25 protein-coding genes are annotated in these 26,982 nt (G+C 33.9%); 7 read left to right on the top strand and 18 right to left on the bottom strand.

What is annotated here, in order from left to right; all coding sequences use genetic code 11:
• Nucleotides 1-44: 44 nt before the first annotated feature.
• The 13 genes from CXF54_RS11335 to CXF54_RS11275 all read right to left on the bottom strand — a co-directional run bounded on the left by CXF54_RS11335 (nt 45) and on the right by CXF54_RS11275 (nt 13,008).
• Entirely contained in the window at nt 45-842 is a 798-nt protein-coding gene (locus tag CXF54_RS11335) for an META domain-containing protein (protein WP_101203631.1), read from the bottom strand.
• Nucleotides 843-926: 84 nt separating this feature from the next.
• Nucleotides 927-1,982, bottom strand: a complete 1,056-nt coding sequence (locus tag CXF54_RS11330; RefSeq protein WP_101203630.1) for a zinc metalloprotease — start codon at nt 1,980-1,982, stop codon at nt 927-929.
• A 168-nt stretch (nt 1,983-2,150) separates the two neighbouring features.
• Entirely contained in the window at nt 2,151-3,365 is a 1,215-nt protein-coding gene (locus CXF54_RS11325) for an aminotransferase class V-fold PLP-dependent enzyme (protein ID WP_090841731.1), read from the bottom strand.
• Nucleotides 3,366-3,378: 13 nt separating this feature from the next.
• Entirely contained in the window at nt 3,379-3,639 is a 261-nt protein-coding gene (locus CXF54_RS11320) for a hypothetical protein (protein WP_143067830.1), read from the bottom strand.
• Nucleotides 3,640-3,698: 59 nt separating this feature from the next.
• Nucleotides 3,699-5,012 carry a Fe-S cluster assembly protein SufD gene (gene sufD, locus CXF54_RS11315; RefSeq protein ID WP_101203629.1) on the bottom strand — a complete coding sequence of 438 codons (1,314 nt, stop codon included), beginning with the start codon at nt 5,010-5,012 and terminating at the stop codon, nt 3,699-3,701.
• A 143-nt stretch (nt 5,013-5,155) separates the two neighbouring features.
• On the bottom strand, nt 5,156-5,917 hold the full coding sequence (gene sufC, locus CXF54_RS11310) for a Fe-S cluster assembly ATPase SufC (protein WP_090841725.1): 762 nt from the start codon (nt 5,915-5,917) through the stop codon (nt 5,156-5,158).
• Between the two features lie 5 nt (nt 5,918-5,922).
• Nucleotides 5,923-6,270 carry a hypothetical protein gene (locus tag CXF54_RS11305; RefSeq protein ID WP_101203628.1) on the bottom strand — a complete coding sequence of 116 codons (348 nt, stop codon included), beginning with the start codon at nt 6,268-6,270 and terminating at the stop codon, nt 5,923-5,925.
• 15 nt (nt 6,271-6,285) lie between these two features.
• Nucleotides 6,286-7,734 (bottom strand): Fe-S cluster assembly protein SufB, encoded by a 1,449-nt coding sequence (sufB, locus tag CXF54_RS11300; protein WP_090841721.1) that lies wholly within the window; start codon nt 7,732-7,734, stop codon nt 6,286-6,288.
• Nucleotides 7,735-7,753: 19 nt separating this feature from the next.
• On the bottom strand, nt 7,754-8,083 hold the full coding sequence (locus tag CXF54_RS11295) for a HesB/IscA family protein (protein ID WP_090841719.1): 330 nt from the start codon (nt 8,081-8,083) through the stop codon (nt 7,754-7,756).
• Nucleotides 8,084-8,191: 108 nt separating this feature from the next.
• Nucleotides 8,192-9,262 carry a cytochrome-c peroxidase gene (locus CXF54_RS11290; protein WP_101203627.1) on the bottom strand — a complete coding sequence of 357 codons (1,071 nt, stop codon included), beginning with the start codon at nt 9,260-9,262 and terminating at the stop codon, nt 8,192-8,194.
• A gap of 2 nt (nt 9,263-9,264) precedes the next feature.
• Entirely contained in the window at nt 9,265-10,029 is a 765-nt protein-coding gene (locus CXF54_RS11285; RefSeq protein WP_157823438.1) for an MbnP family protein, read from the bottom strand.
• Nucleotides 10,030-10,033: 4 nt separating this feature from the next.
• Nucleotides 10,034-11,389 (bottom strand): hypothetical protein, encoded by a 1,356-nt coding sequence (locus CXF54_RS11280; RefSeq protein WP_101203625.1) that lies wholly within the window; start codon nt 11,387-11,389, stop codon nt 10,034-10,036.
• Nucleotides 11,390-11,448: 59 nt separating this feature from the next.
• Entirely contained in the window at nt 11,449-13,008 is a 1,560-nt protein-coding gene (locus CXF54_RS11275; protein WP_101203624.1) for a choice-of-anchor B family protein, read from the bottom strand.
• A gap of 173 nt (nt 13,009-13,181) precedes the next feature.
• Here CXF54_RS11275 and thiL point away from each other — a divergent pair, with 173 nt between their 5' ends.
• Complete coding sequence (thiL, locus tag CXF54_RS11270) at nt 13,182-14,231, top strand: thiamine-phosphate kinase (RefSeq protein WP_101203623.1); 1,050 nt, start codon at nt 13,182-13,184, stop codon at nt 14,229-14,231.
• Here the strand turns inward: thiL and CXF54_RS11265 are convergent.
• Both CXF54_RS11265 and CXF54_RS11260 read right to left on the bottom strand, forming a co-directional pair.
• The gene (locus tag CXF54_RS11265) at nt 14,228-14,506 is read right to left on the bottom strand and encodes a hypothetical protein (RefSeq protein WP_101203622.1); all 279 of its coding nucleotides are present in this window, start codon (nt 14,504-14,506) and stop codon (nt 14,228-14,230) included. The genes thiL and CXF54_RS11265 overlap by 4 nt on opposite strands.
• A gap of 101 nt (nt 14,507-14,607) precedes the next feature.
• On the bottom strand, nt 14,608-15,381 hold the full coding sequence (locus CXF54_RS11260; RefSeq protein ID WP_101203621.1) for an alpha/beta fold hydrolase: 774 nt from the start codon (nt 15,379-15,381) through the stop codon (nt 14,608-14,610).
• Between the two features lie 93 nt (nt 15,382-15,474).
• Here CXF54_RS11260 and CXF54_RS11255 point away from each other — a divergent pair, with 93 nt between their 5' ends.
• The 3 genes from CXF54_RS11255 to CXF54_RS11245 are packed head-to-tail and all read left to right on the top strand — an operon-like array spanning nt 15,475 to nt 18,712.
• A complete protein-coding gene (locus CXF54_RS11255) occupies nt 15,475-17,022 on the top strand; it encodes a serine hydrolase (protein ID WP_101203620.1) in 1,548 nt (515 codons plus the stop codon).
• Nucleotides 17,023-17,024: 2 nt separating this feature from the next.
• A complete protein-coding gene (gene brnQ, locus CXF54_RS11250) occupies nt 17,025-18,311 on the top strand; it encodes a branched-chain amino acid transport system II carrier protein (protein ID WP_101203619.1) in 1,287 nt (428 codons plus the stop codon).
• 50 nt (nt 18,312-18,361) lie between these two features.
• Complete coding sequence (locus CXF54_RS11245; RefSeq protein WP_101203618.1) at nt 18,362-18,712, top strand: hypothetical protein; 351 nt, start codon at nt 18,362-18,364, stop codon at nt 18,710-18,712.
• Here the strand turns inward: CXF54_RS11245 and CXF54_RS11240 are convergent.
• On the bottom strand, nt 18,709-19,365 hold the full coding sequence (locus tag CXF54_RS11240; protein ID WP_090841695.1) for a hypothetical protein: 657 nt from the start codon (nt 19,363-19,365) through the stop codon (nt 18,709-18,711). The genes CXF54_RS11245 and CXF54_RS11240 overlap by 4 nt on opposite strands.
• 103 nt (nt 19,366-19,468) lie before the next feature.
• On the opposite strand from CXF54_RS11240, the gene CXF54_RS11235 reads away from it, so the two are divergent.
• Nucleotides 19,469-20,797: an aspartate kinase gene (locus CXF54_RS11235; protein ID WP_101203617.1), complete on the top strand. Its 1,329-nt coding sequence runs from the start codon at nt 19,469-19,471 to the stop codon at nt 20,795-20,797.
• A gap of 59 nt (nt 20,798-20,856) precedes the next feature.
• On the opposite strand, the gene CXF54_RS11230 is transcribed toward CXF54_RS11235, so the two are convergent.
• Together CXF54_RS11230 and CXF54_RS11225 are read right to left on the bottom strand one after the other, a co-directional pair.
• Nucleotides 20,857-21,822, bottom strand: coding sequence for a hypothetical protein (locus tag CXF54_RS11230; protein WP_101203616.1), 966 nt, complete (start codon nt 21,820-21,822; stop codon nt 20,857-20,859).
• Between the two features lie 46 nt (nt 21,823-21,868).
• A complete protein-coding gene (locus tag CXF54_RS11225) occupies nt 21,869-23,161 on the bottom strand; it encodes an aminopeptidase P family protein (protein WP_101203615.1) in 1,293 nt (430 codons plus the stop codon).
• 216 nt (nt 23,162-23,377) lie between these two features.
• On the opposite strand from CXF54_RS11225, the gene CXF54_RS11220 reads away from it, so the two are divergent.
• Nucleotides 23,378-26,188: a WD40/YVTN/BNR-like repeat-containing protein gene (locus CXF54_RS11220; RefSeq protein ID WP_101203614.1), complete on the top strand. Its 2,811-nt coding sequence runs from the start codon at nt 23,378-23,380 to the stop codon at nt 26,186-26,188.
• Nucleotides 26,189-26,295: 107 nt separating this feature from the next.
• Complete coding sequence (locus CXF54_RS11215) at nt 26,296-26,982, top strand: succinate dehydrogenase cytochrome b subunit (RefSeq protein WP_090841685.1); 687 nt, start codon at nt 26,296-26,298, stop codon at nt 26,980-26,982.

Below are 26,982 nucleotides of genomic sequence, written 5' to 3'. Positions count from 1 at the left end.
TCTTAAAGATAATTTTGAAAATTTTACGCTTCTTGTTTAGTGTGCTATTTGGTTAGTGCAAAAATCTTGTTTACTAGTACTGCGATTGCTGCTGGAGGATTTCCGGCATCAAAAGAGGGCGTACTATATTGTTTACCATTAACTATGATGGTTAAACTTGCTGCTGCTGCACCGTCATATTGATGCGCTTTGCTTGGTGGGTCAAGCTTTTCAAGAGTTTCTATATCTATACTATCTGTTAAATCTTGTAATGTTGACCAATCCGCTTTACTACAGGTTTTTACTGTTGCTTTTTCTGATCTATTAAATTGTGATTTTATAGTGTTTTGATCTATTTCTATTAACGTATAACTACCTCTAGTTGCAGCTGAGTATCTAAATGACATTCCGTTATCTTGTTTTTGTGTATCTGCAGTATCCGATGCTTGCATACCGTTAAGTAGTTCTTTTTTATTGTGTAATAATGTAATGGCGTTACCAGCTACTTTGTAGTTTGTAGTTTCTTGTAGTGTTTTTAGAAAGTTGGTTTCGATTGTGTTTTCTGCTTCTGGACACATTTTTTTAGTAGATCCTAATTGGCTAAAAGTGATTTGGTCTCCATCCACTGCATATGTACCAAAAAAATTATTACAGCCAGAAAAACCATAAACACGATTTGTAGCATTGTCAAAGCCTATTGATAATTTAGAATTAGTTGTTGCTTTACCTTCTAGAGTAGTTACACTGTAAGTTCCGTTAAGTGGTGTTGCTGACATATCTTGAGTTAAGCTACTTTTTGTGTCTTGAGTTGAACCACAACTGTTAAGAAGAATAGAAAAAAGTAAAATAGTAATTGTTTTCATTTTTATGAAGTATTGTTTATTTAACTTAATAATACAAAAAAGACGCCAAAGTTGGCGTCTTTTTATTTAAAATCAATTTTATTTTTAATTTCCAACTAATGCAGCTCTTGAAGCGCCTGATTGGAATATAGTTCTCATTCTAGATTTTTGACCTTCAGAAAACATGTACATACAAGAATCATCTACGTAATCCATATAATTCATGGTCATATCTGTTGTTCTACAATTAACAGTAGGGAATGATGGGCATCCGTAGTTTGGTCCATCTGAAGAAGGTGTATCCGCTACAAAATCATCTTGTTTACATCTACCGTCACCCCAAATATGGCGTAAGTTTAAGTAGTGACCAACTTCATGTGTTAAAGTTCTTCCTTGGTTGTATGGTGCAGATGCTCCTCCAGGTAAACTAGAGTAAAGTACTACAACACCATCGGTTGCAGATGGTCCACCAGGAAATTGTGCATAACCTAATATACCTCCACTTATGTTACATACCCAAATATTTAAATGCGTAGATGGAGTTACTGGAGGATATGCTGTTTTGACAGCATCATTAGTACTCCAAGCAGATGTCGAGTTTGAATGTCTAAATGTTCCAGCTAATGTAAAGTTTATTTCAGAGTCAGCAACTAAACTTGCAAATTCTGAAGGAACTTGATTTACATCGCTATTAGAAGCTCTAAAGTCTTCGTTTAATACAGTGATTTGAGAATTAATTTGAGAATCACTAACGTTTTGTTGCGAGTTGCTGTATACTACATGCACATAAACAGGGATGTTTACAGCGCCAAGGTTATCTACAGGGTCGCTTCCGCCAGTTCCTCCTCCGCTACCGTTTCCATTTCCGCCTCCCGGCTTTCCTTTTGCATTTATTAACGAACGTGTTTGATATTCGATATCATACATTTTTTTGTCCAATCCAGGGTTTTCGTTTAATAGTCTATTTAGGTTGACCATTGAGTGACATACTGGTCTGCCTTGTGCTTGTCTAGAAGTTTCGTCAACATCTGCATCTGTATATAAATAAAAGTCAGACATGTCTACTTTTGATTGATCATCTGTTATTGCTTCGTTTTGGTCATCATTACATGATGTGAACAGTAGCCCTAGGATAGCTAAGCTTAAAAATATTCTTTTCATTTATAATAAAGGTTTTAAGTTAATTAAGCTCAATATATATTATAAATGTTAAAACGTTAACGTATTGTTAGTTTTTTATTAATATTTTCGATGAAGTGAAAATATATAAAAACGTTCTAAAGTTAAGATTGGTAAATTAGGAAGAAGGGATGTTTTTAAAAGAATCTATTAAGATAACATCATTTTTGCTTTTTTAACACCTTCAACTAAAGCGTCAATTTCGGATTTTGTATTGTAAAAGGCAAAAGATGCTCTGACTGTGCCAGGAATTTTATAAAATGCCATAATTGGTTGTGCACAATGGTGACCGGTACGCACAGCAATACCCATTTTATCTAGTAAAGTTCCAACATCGTAAGGATGTATACCTTCTAAATTAAAAGATATAACTGAAGTTTTGTTTTTTGAGGTCCCGTAAATTTTTAGACCATCAATAGCTTCTAGTTGTTTTGTACCATAGTCTAGTAACTCGTGCTCATAATCTGCTATTGCATCAAATCCGATAGCATTCATGTAATCCAATGCAGCACCAAAAGCTATTCCACCACAAATATTGGGTGTTCCTGCTTCAAATTTATGAGGTAAACCAGCATATGTTGTTTTTTCAAACGTGACTTGGTCAATCATTTCTCCACCACCTTGATAGGGTTGCATTTTATTAAGCCATGCTTCTTTACCATATAGCATTCCAATACCTGTCGGTCCACAAATTTTGTGAGCAGATGTTACATAAAAATCAGCATCCAAAGCTTGCACATCAGGTTTGATATGTGGACAAGCTTGTGCGCCATCTATCAATACTGCAGCACCAACTTTATGTGCTTGATCAATAATACTTTTTATAGGGTTTATTGTTCCTAAAGCATTTGATATATGATTAACAAAAACAAGTTTTGTTTTATTTGAAAGTAATTTAGAGTACGCGTCCATATCCAACTCGCCTTCCAAAGTCATTGGAATAACCTTTAGTATAGCGCCTGTTTTTTCGCATAACATTTGCCAAGGAACAATATTACTGTGGTGTTCTAGAGCAGATACAATAAGCTCGTCATCTTTTTGTAATAGTGTAGCAAAACCATTAGCAACTAAATTTATACTATGCGTTGTTCCTGACGTAAATATTATTTCGTGTGCTTTTTCAGCATTAAAATGATGTTGTATTGTCAGTCTTGCTTCTTCGTATTTATCCGTTGCTTCTTGACTTAGTGCGTGTACGCCTCTATGTATATTTGCATTATAGTTAGAATAATAATCTACTATTACATCTATAACCTGTTGTGGTGTTTGTGATGTGGCAGCATTATCAAAATACACCAACGGTTTACCATTTACTTGTCTTTTAAGTATTGGAAAGTCTTGACGTATTTTATTGATATCTAACATAATTGGTAATAAATTAAAACGCTTTTGATATGGCTTTAAATAGCATAATAAATAATGACACGCAAATAGCAAGTGTTACTATTAGCGCTAAAGCAACTTGATAAGTTTTTATGTTACCTTTTGCTAGTAAATTAGTCAGGTTTTTAAAAACAAAAACCGAAAGTACCAATAACATATAAGTACATGATAATCCAACAAAAGTTAATAATATACCATCAAAAAAACCACCTTTAGTCATGTAAAAAAGACCTCCGGTAACAATTGCAATTAGCAAGCAAATGCTAATTAATTTGATGAAAACTTTATTCGAAATGTTTAAAATATCCATATTTTTTACAAATCAAAACCAATGTTAACACCTAATTTTGTTGCTATAATTTTTGTGATACGTTGTTTTAATTCTGGAATTTTTACAGATTTTAAAACGTTGTTACTAAACGCATACATTAATAACCCTTTAGCTTCTTTTTCAGGAATACCTCTAGATTTCATGTAAAATAAAGCGCTTTCGTCTAATTGTCCAATCGTACACCCATGAGAACATTTTACATCATCTGCAAAAATCTCAAGTTGAGGTTTAGAGTTTATTGTTGACTTGTCACTTAACAATATGTTGTTGTTAGATTGAAACGCATTTGTTTTTTGTGCTTCTTTATTAACAATTACTTTACCGTTAAAAACACCAGTGGAGCTATCGTTAAAGATCCCTTTGTAATCTTGATGGCTTTCGCAATTTGGCTCTATATGATGTACTAATGTATTGTGATCAACGTGTTGTTTGTCTCCAATAATAGTTACACCGTTTAATGTAGAGTCCATGTGCTCTCCATTTTGGTAAAAGTTAAGGTTGTTACGCGTTAATTTTCCTCCAAAACTAAACGTATGAACAGACACGTGACTTTCGAGTTTTTGATCAACAAATGTGCTATCAATTAAAGACGCATTTTTATTATCGTTTTGTATTTTGTAATAATCTACAATAGCACGTTTGTTTGCAGCAATCTCTGTAACCGAGTTAGTTAAAACTGGATTGTCTGTAACACTTTGGTGACGTTCTATTATTTGTACATGTGCATTTTCTTCAACAACAATTAAGTTACGTGGTTGTAATAACAACGTCGACTCATTTCCTGTAGAGAAATGTAATATTTGTATTGGTTTTGCAACCACTTTATTTTTAGGAATGTGTATGTAAGCACCTTCTTTAGAAAACGCAGTGTTTAAAGATGATAGTCCATCTTTTGTTGCGATTTTATTAAAGTAATTGTCTATTACCAACTGGTATTTAGGCTTGCTTAAGGCAGCTGACATTAAACACACATCAAGTCCGTCATGAGTCGTTTCTGATAAGTGTGACGAGTATTTTCCGTCAATAAACACAATCTTGTAAGTGTCTATGTCGTGGATAAAGTATTTTTTTATATCATTATACTCTAATGCGTTTTCTTGCTTTGGAAACACGCTGTAATCGTGTTTTAAAACACTATTTAATGACGTGTATTTCCAAGCTTCGTCTTTTTTAGTAGGAAAACCTTCTGTTTCAAACGTTTTTATTGCTTCGCTTCTAATGTCATGTATTTTAGAATCTATATCTACATGATTTTCGAATGCTATAAAAGAGGATACTAATTTATCTTTTAAACTCATATTGTTCAGTTTTCAGCTACAGCTTGCTTTTATTAATATCATAATAAAGACAACGTTTGGCTGGGTACTATTTATTGATTTTGAAACTATAAAATATTGTGTAGTTAGTTTAGTTTGTCTTTGAAAACTAATACTGATTACTACTAATTATTTTTAGCGTCTTCTTCTTCTTTAATCCAGTCGTAACCTTTTTCTTCTAACTCATGCGCTAGTTCTTTTCCTCCGGATTTAACAATTTTTCCATTGTATAAAACGTGTACAAAATCAGGTACGATATAATCTAATAAACGTTGGTAGTGTGTAATAACTATTACAGCATTATCCTTGCTTTTTAGTTTGTTGACTCCGTTAGCTACAATACGTAAAGCATCGATATCTAATCCAGAATCAGTTTCATCAAGAATAGCTAATTTTGGCTCTAACATTGCCATTTGAAAAATCTCGTTACGTTTCTTTTCTCCTCCAGAAAATCCTTCGTTTAAAGAACGTGACAAAAATTTACGATCAATTTCTAAAAGCTCAGATTTTTCACGGATTAATTGCAGCATTTCTTTAGCTGGCATATCCTCTAAACCTTTTGCTTTTCTAGTTTGGTTAATTGCAGTTTTCATAAAGTTAGTAACACTAACTCCAGGAATTTCTACTGGATATTGAAAAGATAAAAACACACCTTTATGTGCACGCTCTTCAGCAGCTAAGTCTTCGATGTCTTCATTGTCTAAAAGAATGTTACCATCCGTTACTTCGTATTCTTCTTTTCCTGCAATTACAGAAGCTAAAGTACTTTTTCCAGAACCATTTGGTCCCATGATAGCATGTACTTCTCCTGCTTTTACTTCAAGATTAATTCCTTTTAATATGGACTTGTCTTCAACACTTGCGTGTAGGTTGTTTATCTTTAACATATTACTTATTTTCCTAGTTTGATAACGTCGTTTTTATTTTGAGCTAAAGCTTTTACGCTGATAACTTTATTTATTTTTAGCTTATATGGCCAGCCTTCTTCTTGGTCTCCCTTCGGAACTAACTCGCCTATCACCTCAATTTCCACCATGTCTGTTGGTGCTTGTTGAAAGGCTTTAGCTTGGGTAATAATTTGATCAACCTTATTATTTAAGATTACACCATGAATTACATTTCCCATTTGAAAAACAGCAGCGTCTTGATAATATACAAAGCCGCCTGTATAGGTTTGTTCTTCGTTTGTTTTACAGCTAATACAAGCGATAAACATAAAAAGAATTGCTAATTTTTTCATTTACATTACTATTTATTAACCTACAGATCCTTCTAAAGAAATTTCCAATAATTTTTGTGCTTCTACAGCAAACTCCATTGGTAACTTATTTAAAACATCTTTACTAAAACCATTTACAATTAAAGCAATTGCTTTTTCTGTATCAATACCACGTTGGTTACAGTAAAATATTTGATCTTCTCCAATTTTACTTGTAGTCGCTTCGTGCTCTATTTGAGCCGTTTTGTTTTTAGCTTCTATATATGGAAATGTATGTGCACCACACTCATTACCCATTAATAAACTATCGCATTGCGAGAAGTTACGCGCATTGTCTGCACGACTTCCTATTTGTACTAATCCTCTGTATGAGTTATGTGATTTTCCTGCAGATATACCTTTAGAAATAATAGTTGATTTGGTGTTTTTACCCAAATGAATCATTTTAGTTCCTGTATCTGCTTGTTGGTAGTTATTAGTTACTGCAATCGAGTAAAATTCTCCTACAGAGTTATCACCTTTTAAAATACAAGATGGGTATTTCCAAGTTACAGCACTTCCTGTTTCTACTTGAGTCCAAGAGATTTTTGCGTTTTTCTCGCATAATCCACGTTTTGTAACAAAGTTGTAAACACCACCTTTACCTTCTGCACTTCCAGGGTACCAGTTTTGAACGGTTGAGTATTTTATCTCAGCATCATCCATTGCAATCAGCTCTACAACTGCTGCGTGTAATTGGTTCTCGTCACGACTAGGTGCTGTACAACCTTCTAGGTAAGAGACATAACTACCTTCGTCCGCAATTAAAAGTGTGCGTTCAAACTGTCCTGTTCCTCCTTGGTTAATTCTAAAGTATGTTGATAATTCCATAGGGCATCTAACGCCTTTTGGAATATAACAGAACGATCCATCACTAAAAACTGCACTGTTTAAGGCTGCGTAAAAATTGTCTGTTGTTGGAACAATACTTCCTATATATTTTCTAACTAATTCTGGATGCTCTTTTATAGCCTCAGAAATACTCATAAAAATGATACCTTTTTCTGATAACGTTTTTTTGAATGTTGTTGCTACTGAAACTGAATCTACTACAATATCCATTGCAACGTTATTCATCTTCTTTTGCTCATCAACAGAGATTCCTAATTTTTTATACATCGCTAATAGATCTGGATCTACGTCGTCTAATGTTTTATTAGGATCAACCGCTACAGGAGCAGAGTAATAAGCTATGGCTTGAAAATCTGGTTTTTTGTAGTTTACATTTGCCCAATCTGGCTCTTTCATTGTTTTCCAAACTTTGAAAGCTTCTAATCTCCATTCTGTCATCCATTCTGGCTCATCCTTTTTCTTAGAAATAGCACGAACGATGTCTTCATTTAAACCAATAGGGAATGTTTCAGATTCTATATCTGTAAAAAAACCATATTCGTATTCTTTGGTTTTTAATTCTTCTCTAAGGTCGTCCTCTGTATACTTTGACATATTTTGTCTGTAAGTTTAATTATAATGAAAAACTTTCTCCGCATCCACAAGTACGGTTGGCGTTTGGATTATTAAACACAAAACCTGTTCCGTTTAATCCGCCTGAATATTCTAAAGTGGTACCAATTAGGTACAAGAAACTCTTTTTGTCAACAATGATTTTTACATCATTATCTTCAAAAACTTTATCCTCATCTTCTTTTTCTTTGTCAAATTTTAAATCATAAGACAAACCAGAACAACCACCACTTTTCACACCTACGCGAACGTAGTCTGTGGTTGCATTATAGCCATCATCAGTCATCAATTCGATAACCTTTTTTTTAGCTGTGTCAGAAACTTTTATCATACCTGTTAATTAGAATTTATCTAAATAGAGTGCAAAGATACAACATCAGTCGCTTTTTTCAATAGCAACTAACATTATATTAGCATATGGTTTTATAGGTTTTTCTTATTACTGAATAAAATCGGGATTGTTAATGAAGCTTGGATCTGATAATGATAAAAGAAAGGCTTTTAAATCGGCTTTGTCTTGCGGGCTTAAATTAACACCGCCTTGATTAACTTTTTTCATCAAAGGGTCAATAGTAGAAGAGTTTGTAAGCCCTGTGCTGTAGTGGTTAATTACGTCATCTAAAGTTGCAAATCTACCATCGTGCATGTAAGGTGCTGTGTAGGCTAAATTACGTAATGAAGGAGATCTAAATTTACCGTTATCGTTTGGGTTTCCTGTTACTGCTCCAAAACCTAAATCTGTAAAAGTAGCATCTAAACCGTTGTTATGAAATTGGTTGTCTGTCCACAATGGGTTGTTTGGATTACCATGACAATGGAAGCAGTCGCCTCGATCCTCATCCATAAATATGGCTAATCCATTTTCTTCTTGAGGTGTCAAAGTTACTGTGCCATTTGAAAATTGATCAAATTTAGAATTAGCGGAAATTAATGTGCGTTCAAATTGTGCAATCGCTTTTGTTACAAGTTGTCTAGTTATGGTTTCAGTGCCAAAGGCTTGTTTAAATAATAAAGGATACTGGTCGTGGTTGTTCAGTTTTGCTTCAATAGGTTCCCAGCTATCATTTCCTAATTCGTTAGCATTAATTACAGGTTCTAAAGCTTGATTTTCTAATCCTAAAGCGTGACCGTCCCAGAAATATTTATCATCAAAATTCCATGCTAAATTAAATAAAGGCATGCTGTTTCTGTTACCAGGAATTCCTGTTACGCCGCTACTAAATTGATTAGGGTCTGTAAAGGCATTTTGTGGCAAATGACAACTAGTGCAGGCTTTTGTATTGTTTACCGAAAGGATGTTGTCAAAAAATAAACGTTTACCTAATGCGACACCTTCAATAGTTAAGGTATTACTTAATGGGATTATTGGAGCTATAAGTTTGGTTTGGAAAAGTACTGGTATTTCTAATTGATAAGGAATAGGGACGTAGTTATCCTCAGGAGTATCTTCCTTAGAATCACAATTGAAAAGCATTACGCAAAGCAAGCTATATAGTGGCCAAAATTTCATGTTTATTGTGTTATTTCACCTAAACTAAAAACACTCAAAATATTTTGTTGCATCATTTTTTGCGCTTCGTAATTTGGCATTAAAGGTGTGTCTAAAACATTTAAATCCCAAGTGTTTGGATTTTTAAACAATTCGGCGATATTCATTTTAATTTCAATAGTTGTATTGTTTGAAATGGTTATTGGTGCATCAAATGTAATGACTGCAAAATTGTCTTCAAAAACACCATCGCTAACTCTTGCAGTTCCATTATGAAAGTTAAAAGGAGACGGGTTTGCAGTATCTACATTGTACATACCATCAAATTGTAAAAAGTGATAACCGCCACCAAGCATGGCTGGCCAATTCCATGATTCTGAATTTAAATCTTGGTATATTCCATCGGTATTATCGTCTGCGTTAAAACCCCAAACAAACTTTAAATTGTATGTTCCGGATGGGATTGTGTTGACTACTGGTGTAAAGTTATATGTTGCATCGTCAGATAAGTCCGTTAACTTATAGCCCTCAAAGATGTATGTTTCTCCTGCAAGATTTGTTAGTTCAAAATGAGATGTTAAGTATCTAATTCTGTTAATAGTTATAACCTCTCCATTTGCATTTGTAAGTGTTTCGGTTTCTAGGTTGGTGCTGTTTATAAAAGTGCTATCCCAATGATGTGTAAAATTAAAGGTGACTTCTGGGGTTATAATTGTAGTATCGTCAATATCCTCGTTACAAGCAATAATTAGCAATGCTAAGGTTAAAAGTGAAACAATTTTTTTCATGTTTTTAATTAATTTCAATTAATAGTAAATCTGTAAAACCTTTATTTTCATTGATGTTTCCGTCGTTGCTGCTGGATTCTCCTACTACTATTATCTTTCCGTTATTTAATTCGGTTACACCATAAGCAAAATCGACGTTAGAACCGCCAACGGTTTTTTGCCATTTTAAATTTCCAGTGTTGTCAATTTTAAACACCCAGGCATCATTTTGACCTTGGTTGCCCGTTAAGTCTCCCGAAGCACTTCTAGAACTACCACTAATAATAAAGCCATCATCGTTAGTTGTAGCGATATCGCGTCCAACATCAAAACCTTCGCCTCCGTAAGTTTTCTCCCAAAGTAATTCACCATTAGGCGACACTTTAATTACCCATACGTCTGCAGCGCCGGAATTAGAGCTAACATCAGTATTGTCTCCTCTGGTGTCTCCAATAATTAGATAGTTTCCGTCTGTGGTATTAATCACTGCTCTAGCTTCGTCAATTTCTGTAGTTCCAAAAGATTTTTCCCATATGGTTTCTCCTGTATTTGACGTTTTAATAATCCAAAAATCATAAGAACCTATATTGTTGCTAATGTCTGTGTCTTCGCTATCAGAAGATCCAATTATAATAAAGCTGTCGTCGTTAGTTTGAATAGCGTCATATGCGGTATCCGAAAAAAAGCCTCCAAAGTATTTGCTCCATTGGATGTTTCCTGTAGGGTCTAGTTTTAAAGCCCAGTAGTCACCACCTGCATGTTGTGCTTGGTTAGATCTTGTATTACCAGCGCCTCCAGATGATGTTACATCTAAAACACCTGTTATAAAATAACCACCATCATTAGTTTGTATAATGGCGTGTCCAGTATCTATTCCAGAATAGCCATAGGTTTTTTCCCAAAGTAGGTTTCCTTGGGCGTCTAGTTTTATAATCCAAAAATCTTCTTGTCCATTGTTTGATGTAACATCACCATCAGTACTATACGTAAACCCAATTATAGCGTAGCCACCATCTTGAGTTTGGATGATGTCATGACCTCTTTCGTCATTGGTACCTCCAAAAGTTTTAGTCCATTCTAAAGTTAGATCTTCGTTATATTTTAAAACCCAAACATCGTAGCTTTCATCAGTCTTTGTGGTAATATCTCCATCCATGGATTGTGTGAATCCTAGGACAATACATCCGCCATCTGTTGTTTTTGCTACTGCTTGACCGCTTTCGTTTTTTGATCCTCCTAATGTTGTAACAGTCTCTAAGTTACCTTGGGCTAATGTATTTGTAGCGGGCTCTATTTCTTCTAAGGTTTCATCTTTGCAAGACAAAAACAGGACACTAATAGCGGTTAAGGTTATAGCGACTATATTTTTTAATTTAAACATCTGTGAATTGCTTTTTCTAACTATTAAAAGGCTTTGGTTTTTATCCTCTTAGTTTGTGTCTATTTGTTGATTACTAGTTTTTTAGTAGTCGTATTGTTTATTTTTACTAAGTATAATCCATTAGATAAATCCGTTGTTGGTAAAACGATACTGTCTTGATTAATATTGTTTTTAGAAAAAAGCTTTTTACCAATCACATTATACACTTCTACAGAAGTAATAGTTTGACCTTTACTAGCTGTTAATTTTGAATTGGTTTTAGTTGGGTTTGGTACCAAACTAAATTTAGAGTCTAAGTTAAAGTCTTTGGTACTTAATGGATTGTTGCTTGCTCTTACCACAAAAAGACCTCTTTCAATATCACTAATAATTATATTACCGCTCTCAAAATAAGGGTAGATACTCCAAGCACCATTAAAATTAGCACTATTGCTAGCTGGGTAAGTGTCAAAATAACCGGTTTCAGAATTGCTGTTATTAGCAGAAATAAGTGTAGGAATGTCTAATACACGCATCCCAGCTCTATAATTTGCTAAATAAAAAGTGTCGTCTTTAACATAACCATTATGGTCTATTGCTGCTATTGAAGCTTCGTAAGTAGTTGATAAAACAGGGTTGTCTAAATCTAACATATCAAACACGAAAGTACGTGTACCAAATCCAAAATTTTGTTCGTCTGTTTCATCTCCGAAAATAAAATATCTGTGATCGTCAGTAAACCAACCTTGGTGTGCATAACCGGGATTTGGATACGTTATTTCTGAAATAAACTGAGGGTTGTTTTTATCGGTAACATCTAAAAGTACGACTCTGTCATTTGATCCACCATTGCTGGCTAATAATATTTCTCTACCTATATAACTAGAGACTCCAATTACTGTTGGACTGGTTACATTGTTATCTGTTCCGTTGTATGTAATAACTTGTGCATCGTGTGTGTAACCTTTTCCTGAATAGCTACCAACTATGGTTGGCGATAATGGCGTTGTGATATCTACAAAAACAGGTCCGCCACTGGCAGCGCCACCACAGCCTACTAAATAAGCTATGCCTTCAGACTCGTTAATTACAATATTATGGCAACTACCAATATTAATTCCGTTGTCGCCAGTAAATACTTTTACATTTCCGTCTATAGAACTGTTAGTGAAAGTTAAATCGTCATTTACACCAGATCGCAATGTGGTTAAATCAAAAATTTGCATTCCGTGACTACCAACACCATCAGCAACAATATAAGCGTGATTATTATAAACTTTAATGTCTCTCCAGAAAGAGGTGTTTCCGTTTGCGGTTTCTATTCGTCCCAGAAAAACAGGGTTAATTGGGTCGCTAATATCTACAAAAGCGGTACTGTTTGTTGTCCCTATTATGGCATATTCTTTTCCGTCTAAAGGGTCCGTCCAGCCCCATAAATCACTCCCTTCTTCGTTACCCAGTGTTGTTGCTAATGTCGAAATTGGTATGCGCGATAACAAGTCATAGCCATTACAAGGGTAGCTGGTTTCTACACCATTTATTGTTTGTGTTGCAAACCCGTTAACACAAGGACTTTGTGCTAGTGTTAATTGTGTAGTACATAAAAGGAGTATAAATAGTAATTTTTTTGAAATAGACATTGGTTGAGGTATTCTTAATTTTTAAGAACAAATTTAATGGAAATAGTAGTGAAATGCGTTTTTCACGTGTTAAAATGTTAAATTTTTAATAAAAATAAATTCGTTTTTTGAATATTAAGACAATTTAGAATTTTTTAGAGCTACTATTAAATTAAGCTTAGTATTTTTGCAGTATGATAGAAGATAAAAATCAACAACGTACGGACTTAAGCCAATTAGGAGAATTTGGTTTAATTGATCATTTAGCAAAACATTTTGAGGTGACCCAACAATCTACTATTAAAGCCATTGGTGACGATGCTGCTGTAATGGAATTTGGTGATAACAGAGTGGTTGTAAGTACAGACTTTTTAGTAGAAGGTGTACATTTTGATTTAAGCTATATGCCTTTAAAGCATTTGGGTTATAAGGCTGTAGTTGTTAATTTGTCTGATGTTTATGCTATGAATGCAGAAGCAACACAGATTACTGTATCTATTGCGGTGTCTAATCGTTTTCCTTTAGAAGCGATTGAAGAGTTGTATGCTGGAATAGAAACTGCCTGTAAAATTTATAATGTTGATTTGGTAGGAGGTGATACGACGTCATCAACCTCTGGATTAATTATTTCTGTAACTGCTATTGGTCAAGTTAAAAAAGGCGATGAGGTTTACAGAAGTGGTGCAAAACCTAACGACTTGTTAGTAGTGTCTGGAGATATAGGTGGTGCTTATTTAGGACTTCAAGTGTTAGAACGCGAAAAAGAAGTCTTTAAAGTTAACCCAAATAGTCAACCAGATTTAGATGCGTATACTTATATAATAGAGCGTCAATTAAAACCTGAAGCTAGAAAAGATATTGTAAAACTATTGCAAGAATTAGAAGTTAAGCCAACGTCTATGATTGATATTAGTGATGGTTTATCCTCAGAGATATTACATTTGTGTAAGGCAAGTAAGGTGGGTTGTGATTTATACGAAGATAAATTACCATTAGACCCTCAAGTAATCTCTACAAGTGAGGAGTTTAATATGGATAGCACAACCATTGCTTTAAGTGGTGGTGAAGATTATGAGCTATTAATGACGATCTCTCAAGAAGATTTTCCAAAAATTAAAGCGAATCCAAATTTAACCGTGATTGGTTTTATTACAGATGAAGCTTCTGGAGCACACTTAGTAACTAGAGGTGATCAAAAAATTGCATTAACAGCGCAAGGTTGGAATAGCTTTGATAAAGACTAAGACGATAGTTTTAATGGTGCATTTTTTAGTGCTTGTGCAGCAAAGCGTTTTTGCTTGTTTTTGTGTATGCGCTTTAGTACATAATTAATTTCTTTATATTTTGGTGTTAACTCTGTTAAGTTTCCTTTACTATTAGTAGTCATTTCTTTTTTGCAATGACAACATTGGTATTCTTTAACGTGATAAGTGATTTTTTTACTGACCTGAAAGTTGTGTCCGAATACGGAGCAGTATAATTTTCCTTTAAGAGATTGTTTTTGTGGTACTTTGTGCATGATTCGTTTTTTTGTTAGATTTTATACATTTTGTAAAAATCTGATATATAGCGTTTACCGAAAGTAGGATAAAAAACCAATTAAACGTCAAAAAGCACTATTTATTCGATGAAACGCATTATTTCTTGTAAGAATTCTTCTTTGTTTTCGATGTGAGACATGTGTCCACCTTCTAAAATAGTAACCGTAACACCATTTAATTTTTCTAATTGATGCAGGTCTGTTTTAGATAAAATGGGATCGTTTTTACCAGCAATAATTAGTTTTTTGCAGTTTAAATTTTCTAATTTTTTAGTTCTGTCAGTTCTAATTTTCATGCCTTCTTGTGTGGCAACGTAACCTTGAAGTGGTGTTTTTAGAGCTTCGGTTTTAATATTTTCAATAGCGTCCTCAAAACGAATTCTATTGTCTTCAAAAAATAAATTACTAATAGACATGCTAACTAAGTTTTTGTAGTTAGTCTTTGCGACTTTTAAGGCTCTGTTTCTAAGTGTGATACGTTCTTGGCTGTCTGCAAAAGGTGTCGAGTTCATTAAACACAGTCCCTCAATAGTATTCGGCTTTTTTTCGGCGAAAGCCAAAGCAACATAACCACCAAGCGAGTGGCCAACTAGCGTAGTACTTGTAATGTTTAAATGGGTAAGTACTGCATCTACTGCATCTGCAAAGTCTTCCATGGTGTGCACGTAACCTAAAGCGTCTGTTAAACCATGTCCTAACAAATCTATAGTAATGACCTGATGTGTGCGTTCTAGATTGGTAACGGTATCCTTCCACATCGTACTGTTTTCTAAAAAACCGTGTAATAAGGTGACTGTTTTACCTTGTCCAGAAACAGAATAAGAAATGGATATACCTTTGTAAGTTAAAATCATAGCCTGCAAAGATAAGATTTGTACTGTTTTTAGTAAGTTGTTTTGATTAACTATTTACTATATTTGATTGCCTAGATTATAAACTATCAAATTATGAGATTAAAACCTTTCCTTTATACCATAGCTTTTTTTGCAAGCATGACTTTGTCTGCTCAAATTGAAGAGGCTAAACTAGATCAACTTGTTGAGAGCACTTTAAAAACCTTTAACGTTCCAGGGATTTCCGTTGGTGTAATTAAAGACGGAAAAGTGGTGTATGCTAAAGGTCATGGTGTGCGCGCTATGTCTAATAAAAAAGAGATGGATAATAGCACTTTAGTTGGTGTGGCTTCTAACAGTAAAGGATTTACTTGTTTTGCATTAGCAATGCTTGTGGATCAAGGTAAGCTTAATTGGGATGATAAAGTAAGACAGCATATTCCTGAATTTAAATTAAAAGATGCTTGGGTAACGGAGCAGTTTACGGTTAGAGATTTGGTTACGCATAGAAGCGGAATGGGACTTGGTGCAGGAGATTTAATGTTTTTTCCGGAAGCCGATTTTAATGTTAGTGATGTGCTTAAAAATGTTGGTCATTTAGAAGCCGAGAGCTCTTTTAGAAGTCAATTTGCTTACAATAATAACATGTTTATTATTGCAGGAGAGGTTTTAAAACGAGTTAGTGGATTGTCTTGGGAAGAATTTATTGAAACTAAAATAATGAAACCGGTTGGGATGACTAACAGTAAAGCATCTTATAATCGTGTGACAGATAAGTCTAATATTATTGAAGCCCATACGCTTGCTGATGGTAAATTGGTTCAGATTCCGCATGATTGGAGTCCATTGGCAAATCCAGCAGGAGGGATTATGAGTAACGTGGACGATATGTTAACTTGGGCACAGTTTTTAATGAATGATGCTGTGACTGCAAAAGGCGAGCGTTTGTTAAGTGAAAAACAATTCCATGAGCTTTGGCAATTACAGACGCCTTTAAAAGTAAGTGCTAACGATAGTTATAATTCAAACTTTAAAGGCTACGGTTTAGGTTGGTTTTTAACAGATGTAAAAGGAGGTTATAAGCAAGTATATCACACTGGTGGATTATTAGGAACGGTAACGCAATTTACTATGATTCCGGATTTAGATTTAGCAATTGTGGTATTAACTAATCAGATGAATGGGTCTGCTTTTACAACGATAACTAATACTATTAAAGATAGTTATTTAGGCTACGAAGATCGTAATTGGTTAGATAAATTAGGAAGAAACAATACCGAGTGGTATACATATAATGACAGTTTAAAAACAGTAGTTTTTGATCAAGTAGCTAAAATGAAAAACAGTGCTATTATTCCAAAAGCGGATGCTATTGTAGGAGCATATAAAGATGTATGGTTTGGAAAGGTTAGTATTACGCAAAGCGGAACTAATTTAAGGTTGCTTTCAGATAAATCTCAAACACTAAAAGGAAGTTTATTACCTTATAATGCCACAACATTTATTGTTAAATGGGATAATAGAAGTTACGATGCAGATTGCTATGTGCAATTTAGCTTTGACGAAACAGGCAAGGCAGTAAGTGCTACCTTAAAGCCTATTGCACCTGTAACAGATTTTAGCTTTGACTTTGAAGATTTAAAACTAATTAAACAAGACTAATTTTGAATAGAACAAAAGATCTTCTAATAACAAGCTTTGCTTTGTTTTCTCTGTTTTTTGGTGCAGGAAATTTATTATTACCACCGCTTTTAGGATATAATGCAGGTGAGAATTGGTTTTGGGTAACCTTAGGCTTTATTATTACAGCAGTAGCAATTCCTATTATAGGTATTTATGCGCATGCTAAATTACAAGGGACGTTATATGATTTTGGAAAAAAAGTATCTCCAACTTTTAGTTTTATTTATTGCATACTAATTTATTTAATAGCGGTTGCTATTCCGTCGCCACGTACCGCAGCAGCAACTCATGAGATAGCGATACATCCAAATTTTGGAACCTCGCCTTTATTAACAAGTAGTATATACTTTATTTTAGTGCTGATTTTTGCCTTAAACCGTTCCAAGATTTTAAATATAATAGGTAAGTATTTGACGCCTTTTATTGTTATTATTTTATTACTGGTTATTGGTATCGGATTATATTCTACACAAATGATTACTAATCCAACAACAATGGATACACCAATTGTATCTGGTATTTTGGAAGGGTATCAAACCTTTGATGCGATTGCAGCAGTAGTAGTAGGAGCAGTAATTATAATTTCTATTAATTTAAAAACAGAGGCTTCTTTTGAAGCTAAAAAGGACCTGATTAAAAAATCAGGATTGATTGCGGGTTTTGGTTTGTTTATAATTTACGCTGGTCTTATTGCGGTTGGTGCTTCTTATGGTGCAGAAATAGACATAAACAGTAGTTTAAATAGCGATATGCAACGTGCTAACTTATTAACTGGGATTAGCGTTAAAGCGCTTGGTGCTTTTGGGTATTCGGTTTTAAGTGTATTAATTGCTTTGGCATGTTTTACAACAGCTGTTGGTATTGTAACTGGAACTGCAGATTATTTTAAAGGCTTAATTAATAATTCTCAAACCGTATATGCGGTTACCGCGACAATTGCATGTGTCTTTGGTGTTGTGGTTGGGCAATTAGATTTTAATACTATTATAGTCTATGCGTTACCAGTGTTATTGTTTATTTATCCTATTACTATTGTATTGATTTTGTTAAATGCAATTCCGAATAAGTATGCTTCTAAATTAGTGTTTAGAGTGGTGGTTTTAGTGACTTTTGTTTTTAGTATTCCTGATGTTATTGGGTTTTTAAGTCCATCAGAAGGTTTAACAACTATTGTAAACTTAATTCCGTTTGCAAAGCATAGTTTAGGTTGGGTGTTACCCGCTTTTGTTGGGTTTTTAGTGGCGAACTTAGTCTCTAAAAAAGCTTGATTTTTTAAATTTTAGTTAGTAAATTTGTATAATAGCTAAAATTTAGGGTTATGAAAAAAGCAATAATAACGTTAGTTTTTATTTGTATGTATGTGGTGTCTTTTGCGCAAAGTCAGCCTAAAGTAGGTGATGTGCTGAAGGTGAAAGCACCATCAGGTCAATTTTATAATCACATAGATTTTCCGCCACTAAACATCTTGGTTAAACGGGGCAAATTAGCGAGTTATAAACCTGTTATTGATACGGTTGTTTTAGTCGAAGATGTTATTACTAAAAACGATAAAACCTATGTTGTTTTAAAAATGAAAGATGGTAGCAAGTTTTTTGGTTTTCAAGCTACAGCTGAAGCTAATTATCAAAGGGCTATCGACGCTGGAGAATTGGTTGTTGTTACTCCTTAATTCTTCAAGTTTTTAATAACCGAAAACGCTTTATCAACCACGTGATCTTCTACTAATACCGTAAATTCATTGGTGGTGGAAACAACTTCGTATAGCGGAATGTTTTCCCAAGCCAAACGTTTAAATATTTGGTAATATAAACCTGATATTTTAGAGTTGTCTTTTGGTAAACGGATACTGATTGCGGATAAATTTTCTTGTAATCCAATCTGTTTTTCGTTAATAAAACATTTTAATATTTTCTTGTTTTCAGAATTCGATATAATAATATTACTTTCAAAAATTCCTCGTGTAAAGGCGTAAAAAATATCTTTATTAGCTTCTACTTGATCTAAAATTTTGGTGTGACTTTGTATTAGGGTTTCAGAATTCTGAAATGTAAAATCACTTAAGTTAGAGCGTACCGTGATATCTCCTAAATTTTGTAGCGTGCTTTTTAGTTTTAAAGAATGACGTAACGTATTTGGTGTATTGTATCTGCGTAATGCCATCATAATAGCTCCAGATTTTACGGGTTTACGTAACATGGCACTAATTGGCGCGTTCAATTCTTCGGCTAATGCAGAGTAGTTAATAATGCTTCTAGACAATGCTTCTTCTAAAAACGGTTGCGTGATTAATATGTCTTCTACGCAAGAGGCGATAGTTTTCATTCTGTTAACTATTTAACAATTTGTGTAAAAATAGTACAATTTTTTCATTTTTATGGCTATCTCTTAGTCTCTAAGTAATTTAGCCTTATAAAATTTAAATATTATGTTAGTACTAAAGTTTGGAGGAACATCTGTAGGGTCTATTGAAAACATGATTAATGTTAAAAACATTATTAACAATGGGCAGCAAAAAGTAGTGGTTTTATCAGCAATGTCTGGAACAACTAATGCTTTAGTAAAAATCACAGATTATATTAAAAACCATAAGTCTGATGATGCTTTGATTGTTATTGATGCACTTAGAAACACGTACAACAAGACCATAAAAAAATTAATTACTAATCCGGAATTGCATAAAACGGTCTTTGTTTATGTTAATGATGTTTTTAATACGCTAGAATCACTGGTTAATAGATTGTATGATGACATATTATATAATCAAATTGTGTCTCAAGGTGAATTGTTATCCACCTTTATTTTTAGTCACTATTTACAACAAGAAAATATAAATGCAGTGTTGTTACCTGCTTTAGATTTTATGCGTATTGATAAATCTAACGAGCCTGATAATTATTACATTCAGCAGAATTTAAATCGTATTTTAAAAGAAACGTCACAAGCAGATATTTATATCACACAAGGTTTTATAAGTCGCGACGCAGAAGGTAATATTGCTAATTTGCAGCGCGGAGGAAGTGATTATACGGCGACTATAATTGGGTCTGTTTTAAAGGCAGAAGAAGTGCAAATTTGGACAGATATTGATGGTTTTCATAATAACGATCCACGTTTTGTAGATAATACAACCGCTATTTCTAATTTGTCTTTTGATGAGTCTGCAGAGTTGGCTTATTTTGGAGCTAAAATATTGCACCCGCAAACGGTTATGCCTGTGCGTGCATTGGATATTCCGGTGCGATTAAAAAACACAATGGCTCCAGAAGCACACGGTACCTTGATTACGAATCAAGTCCATGGAGAAGGGATAAAAGCAATTGCTGCAAAAGATAATATTACGGCTATAAAAATAAAGTCTGCTAGAATGTTATTGGCACATGGTTTTTTAAAGAAGGTTTTTGAGATTTTTGAGCGTTACGAAACGTCCATAGATATGATTACAACATCAGAAATCGCAGTGTCTTTAACTATTGATAATACCACGCATTTAGAAAGTATAGTTGAAGAGTTAGAGCGCTTTTCTGTAGTTGAGGTTGATAATTACATGAGTATTGTCTGTTTGGTTGGTCATGCCATTATATTTCATCCAGACACGCCTAATCTATTCCAGATTTTACAAGATGTTACTGTGCGTATGATTTCTTACGGCGGAAGTAATAACAACATCTCACTACTAATAAATACTAGTGATAAACATGAAACCTTGAAAAAGCTACAGCGTTATGTTTTTGAGAGTCATACCGTTTTGGTTTAAAATGAGAAAAAGCAAGCTTTAGGGCTTGCTTTTTTTTGTTTTGTAAATACAACTGTTTTTTATAGTCTATCTTCAATAATGCTTTTTATTTTTAAATCCTTACCCCATGTGGATTTAATTTTTAAATGAAAGATTTTGTCTTTAAATTTATTTTTAGACTGTATTTTGTATACTAAATTATAAGTGCATAAATAATCTTCTCCTAGCTTTGAAAATTTAAAAGTGTCCCATTGTATATCTGTGGAGCTTTTTGGGTACTTTTTCAAATAATTATGTGCTTCTGTTTTAATTTCTTCAAAAGTTAAATTTGATTTATCATACCAATTATTAACTTTAGGAGCTATATAGTTTTTTAATGCATTGAGATCCCCATTTTCTACATGTTGATAATATTCGGCAGTTTTCTTTCGAATTTTACTTTCGGTGGTTTCATAAAAAGCATAAAAACTAGAAGCAGAAATAATAAGCAATAATAATGTTATTAATAAAATATTTCTTTGTTTCGTGCTTTTTTTATTCTCATTCTCTTTTGCAGAATTTTCCTTTTTGTCTTTTTCGTAATTAAGGTCGTACAGATTTATTATTTCATTTGCGACTACGTTTTTTTCGATTTTAAATTTATTAATAAACGATGGGTATAGTTTTAAATAGGCTAGTTCATTTAAAGGGATTAAGCTTATTTTGTCGGGGTTTTCTGGCGTTCCTTCTAATCCTACGGCTATAAATATTATTATATTTTCATCCGCTTGAATTTTTCTAAACCTTTCTAGTTGTGGGAAGCTTATTATTTCAACTTTATCGTCGGAGTTAAAGCACGAACGATATTTGGCTTCGATATAAAATTCTTTTTTTGATTTTTTACACCTGAGTTTAAAGTCTGGTTTCAGAGTGTTTTCAGAATATCTTTTACTGTTTTGACTAAAACTATCAGTTCTGTGAATTAAGTCATAATCTGATTCGGGAAATAAGTGTTTTTCAACAAAACCTTCAAATTTTTCTCCCTTTTCGAAAGATGAATTGTCCATTCTATAAATTCTTTTTTTTAACTAATTCTAGTTGCTTTGCTTTTTTTTACTTATTCATTATATCCTCAATTTCCTCAATTTCAATAGGGATGTCTCTCATTAAATTAAAGGGAGCTCCAGATTTTTGGATAACCACATCATCTTCTAATCTAATACCAAAACCTTCTGCAGGAATGTAGATTCCAGGTTCTACTGTAAATACATTGTTAGCTTGCATTGGCTCAGTTAAAATACCATAATCATGCGTGTCTAATCCCATATGGTGAGAGGTTCCGTGCATGAAGTATTTTTTATAAGCAGGCCAGTCAGGATTTTCATTTTGCACATCTGCTTTGTCAAGTAAGCCTAGGCCTAAAAGCTCGCTAGTCATTAATTTACCCACTTCAATATGGTAATCTGCCCAAATAGTTCCGGGAACTAGTAGTTTAGTTGCTTCGTTTTTTACTCTTAAAACAGCATTGTAAACCGCTTTTTGTCTGTCGTTATATTTACCAGAGACAGGAATTGTACGTGTCATATCACTTGCGTAATTGGCATATTTTGCTCCTGCATCAATCAATATTAAATCTCCAGCTTTACATTCTTGGTTGTTTTCTATATAGTGCAATACGTTGGCGTTGTTTCCAGAACCAATAATTGGCGTGTAAGCAAAACCATCAGAGCGGTTGTTTAAAAACTCATGCATAAACTCGGCTTCAATATTATATTCCATAACGCCGGGTTTTACAAAACTTAACACACGTCTAAAACCTTTATTTGTTATATCGCAAGCCGTTTGGATTAAGTCTAATTCTATTTGGTCTTTTACAGATCTTAAACGTTGTAAAATAGGATTACTTTTAGCAACGGTATGTGCTGGGTATTTATTTCTAATCCAAGTTGTAAAACGGTCTTCTCTTGTCTCCGTTTCTACGTTAGCTCTATAATGCTCGTTTGTGTTGATGTAAACCGTTTCGGCTTGTGTCATCATTTCAAACACGACTTTTTCTAAGTCTTGTAACCAGTAAACTGTTTTAATTCCGCTAGTTGTTAATGCAGCGTCTTTAGTTAATTTTTCGCCTTCCCAAACAGCAATATGTGCGTTAGTTTCTTTTAAAAATAAAACTTCTCTGTTTTTAGGATTTGGACAGTCCGGAAATAAAACTAAAATACTTTCTTCTTGATCAACACCACTTAAATAAAAGATATCACGGTGTTGCTCAAAAGGTAAAGTGCTATCTGCACTAACTGGGTAAATATCATTTGAGTTAAAAAAAGCAATACTTTTCGGCTTCATTTGAGACGCAAAGTTTTTACGGTTTTTTACAAAAAGTGAGGCGTCTATTTTATTGTATTTCATAATAGGATAAGATTATTTTTTATTTCGACGAAAGTCAAAATAGTATAGATATTTTATAATTATTTTTTTCCGTCAAGCGGAAAGTATAAGTAGTCGTAAAAGTAATAACTTTAAGAGAGATAACTTATAAATGTTTCTTAAAATCTGATGCGTTTTGGGTTTTTACTTTGGCAATATTACTTTTATCAGTATCTTCAAAACTTATAATAATCAACCATGAAACTAAGATTTATATTATCCCTATTTATTGTTTGTTCGGTTAGCGCGCAACAAGATTTACTAACGCAAAAAGCACTATTACAAACCAACTCAATAGTTAAAAATGTAGCGTTCCAAAACATTGGGCCAACGGTTATGAGTGGGCGTGTTGTGGATTTAGCAGTAAACCCCGAAGACCCTACGGAGTTTTATGTTGGGTATGCTTCTGGTGGTGTTTGGCATACAACTAATAATGGGACGACGTTTGTGCCTATTTTAGATAGTTCTCAAACACAAAATGTTGGTGATATTGCAGTGCATTGGCAATCTAAAACTATATGGGTTGGTACGGGAGAGAATAATGCGTCTAGATCTTCATATTCTGGTGTCGGGATGTTAAAATCTACAGATAACGGAAAGACGTGGCAGCATGTTGGGTTGTCAAATTCGCAACATATTGGTCGTATTTTAATTAATCCAAATAATGTTAACGAAGTAACGGTTGGTGTAACGGGTGCTTTGTATTCTAGCTCTGAAGATAGAGGGGTTTATAAAACTAAAGATGGCGGTGATACTTGGACTAAGACGTTATATGTTGATGATGTCAGTGGGATTATTGACATGCAGCATGTTTCTGGCGATTATAACACCATGTTTGCAACCTCATGGACTAAGGATAGAAAAGCGTGGAACTTTGATGGAAGCGGAAATAACTCAGCAATCTATAAAAGTACAGATGCAGGAGAATCTTGGGTAAGAGTGTCTACAGAAAACAGTGGGTTTCCTACAGGTGATGGTGTTGGTAGAATAGGATTGGCTATTTACGATAATAATATTATTTATGCGATTCATGATAGTCAATTTAGAAGACCGTCAAGCGGAAATAAAACAAATACAAGAGGTTTACAAAAGAACGATTTTAAAACCATGACTACGTCTGAGTTTTTAAGTTTAGAGGATAAAAAACTGAACAGCTTTTTGAAGACCAATGGGTTTCAAGAAAAGTACAGAGCCGAAAATGTAAAGCAAATGGTACGTAGCGGAAACGTGAAACCAATTGATTTAGCACATTATTTAGAGGATGCTAATTCTATGTTGTTTGACACCCCGGTTATTGGAGCGGAGGTTTATAAAAGTACAGATGGTGGAAAAACATGGTCTAAAACGCATGCCGATTATCTGGATGATTTGTACTATAGTTATGGTTACTATTTTGGGCATGTTTATGTGTCTCCTGCAGATCAAAATGATATTTATGTGTATGGCGTGCCTATTTTAAAATCTAAAGATGGTGGAAAAACATTTACATCTATAAGTGCAGAAAATGTGCATGCAGATCATCACGCGCTTTGGATAAATCCTAAAAACCCTGATCATTTAATTAATGGTAATGATGGTGGTGTTAATATAACTTACGATGATGGTGTTAATTGGATGAAAAATAATTCGCCTTCTGTTGGACAATTTTATGCTATAAATGTGGACAATCAAAAACCATATCGTGTGTATGGCGGTTTGCAGGATAATGGTGTTTGGGTTGGTGCAAATAATGCTCCGGAAGACAAGAGTTGGCATCAAAGCGGAGAGTATCCATGGAGAAGTATAATGGGAGGTGATGGTATGCAAATTGAGATTGATAATCGTAACCCAGACATTGTTTACACGGGATACCAATTTGGTAATTATTTTAGATTAAATAGGGATACGGGAGAACAAACATACATCCAACCAAAGCATGAGTTAGGAGAAAAGCCGTACCGTTTTAATTGGCAAACACCAATACATTTATCACGTCATAATCAGGATATTTTATATTTAGGTGGTAATAAGTTGATGCGATCTTTAGATCAGGGTAATACTTGGAAAGCGATAAGTAAAGACTTAACACAAGGTGGAAAAAAAGGAAATGTAGCTTACGGTACAATCGCGACTATAAGCGAGTCTCCTTTTGAGTTTGGTTTAATGTACGTGGGTAGTGATGATGGGCTAATACATGTTACAAAAAATCAAGGCGCAACATGGGAAAATATCTCCGGTAATTTGCCTAATGATTTATGGGTGACACGTGTCGTGGCTTCTAAGCATAAAAAAGAACGTGTTTATGCGACATTAAATGGTTATAGATTTGACGATTTTGCAACGTATGTGTACATGAGTGATGATTATGGACAAACTTGGAAGTCAATAAGTGCTAACATTCCTACTTCGCCAGTAAATGTGATTGTAGAGGATGAAGTAAAGGATAGTATCTTGTATTTAGGGACTGATAACGGGGTCTATGTAAGTTTTAATAATGGAGGGCAATGGGAAGCATTTTCTAAAAATCTGCCTGCTGTCGCCGTTCATGATATTAAAATGCACAAAGAAAGTAACGATTTGTTGTTAGGTACGCACGGACGTGGAATTTATAAAACAAACGTGGCTGCTTTGCAGAAGTTTGATTCCCAAATGACTCAAAATAGTAAAATGACCATTTTTGATTTGGATGCCATTAGATATTATTCACGTTGGGGTAACTCTTGGAGTAAATGGATGCAACCGTTTGAACCAAGCACAACAATTCAAGTGTTTAGTGATGTCTTTGGTAACAAAGAAGTTGAGGTCTTGACGGAAAGCGGTAAGGAAGTGCAACGTTTTTCTGTAATGCTAAATAAAGGGTTTAATTTTATTGATTACGATCTGACGATTAATGAAAAAGGAAGAAAATCTTTAATGAAAGAAAATACGGCTATCGATATCAATAAAGCTAAAAATGGTAAGTATTATCTGACTAAAGGACAATATAAAATTAAAATTGAAGGTGTAGAAAAAAACTTTGAAGTAGAGTAGCGGGCTGTTACTTAAACCCATTCTAAATAGTACAAAAAAGTTTTAAAATTTGTTAGTATATCGCTTGTGGCTTATCTTTGTATAACAAATAATTAACTTCAACTATAATGAGCGGAATTTTAAATTCTTCAATAGGAAGAAAGTTTGCGATGGCACTTTCAGCATTCTTTCTAATGTTTTTTTTACTTCAACATTTTTCAATAAACATACTATCGGTATTTAGTCCAGATACTTTTAACGAGGTATCTCACTTTATGGGAACTTTTCCGTTAGTGCAATATGTATTACAACCTGTATTAATTTTTGGTGTTGTGTTTCACTTTGTAATGGGATTTGTTTTAGAAATTAAAAACAACAAAGCAAGACAAATCAGTTATGCAAAAAACAATGGAGGAGCAAATTCTTCTTGGATGAGCAGAAACATGATTTGGAGTGGTGCTGCAATTTTAGCATTTGTTTGCCTTCACTTTTACGATTTCTGGTTTCCAGAAATAAACACCAAATTTATTGTTGGTGACATGTCAGGTCTTATGGATCCAAACAATGCAGAAAGTGGGTTTAGATACTACGAAGAGCTACAACACAAATTTGTAGATTTATGGAGAGTAGCACTTTATGTGATTGCTTTTGTATTCTTAGCACTACACTTATTACACGGTTTTGATTCGGCTTTTCAGTCTGTTGGAGCAAATAACAAATACACAAAAGGGTTAAAAAGATTTAGTAAAATCTACGCAATCGGGATTCCATTAGGATTCATTTTTATTGCTGTTTTTCACTTTTTAAACCACTAA

Origin of the sequence: Olleya sp. 1-3, from assembly GCF_002836085.1 — a bacterium.
Taxonomy (GTDB): Bacteria; Bacteroidota; Bacteroidia; order Flavobacteriales; family Flavobacteriaceae; genus Olleya; species Olleya namhaensis.
This window is presented reverse-complemented; position numbering and strand designations above follow the sequence as displayed.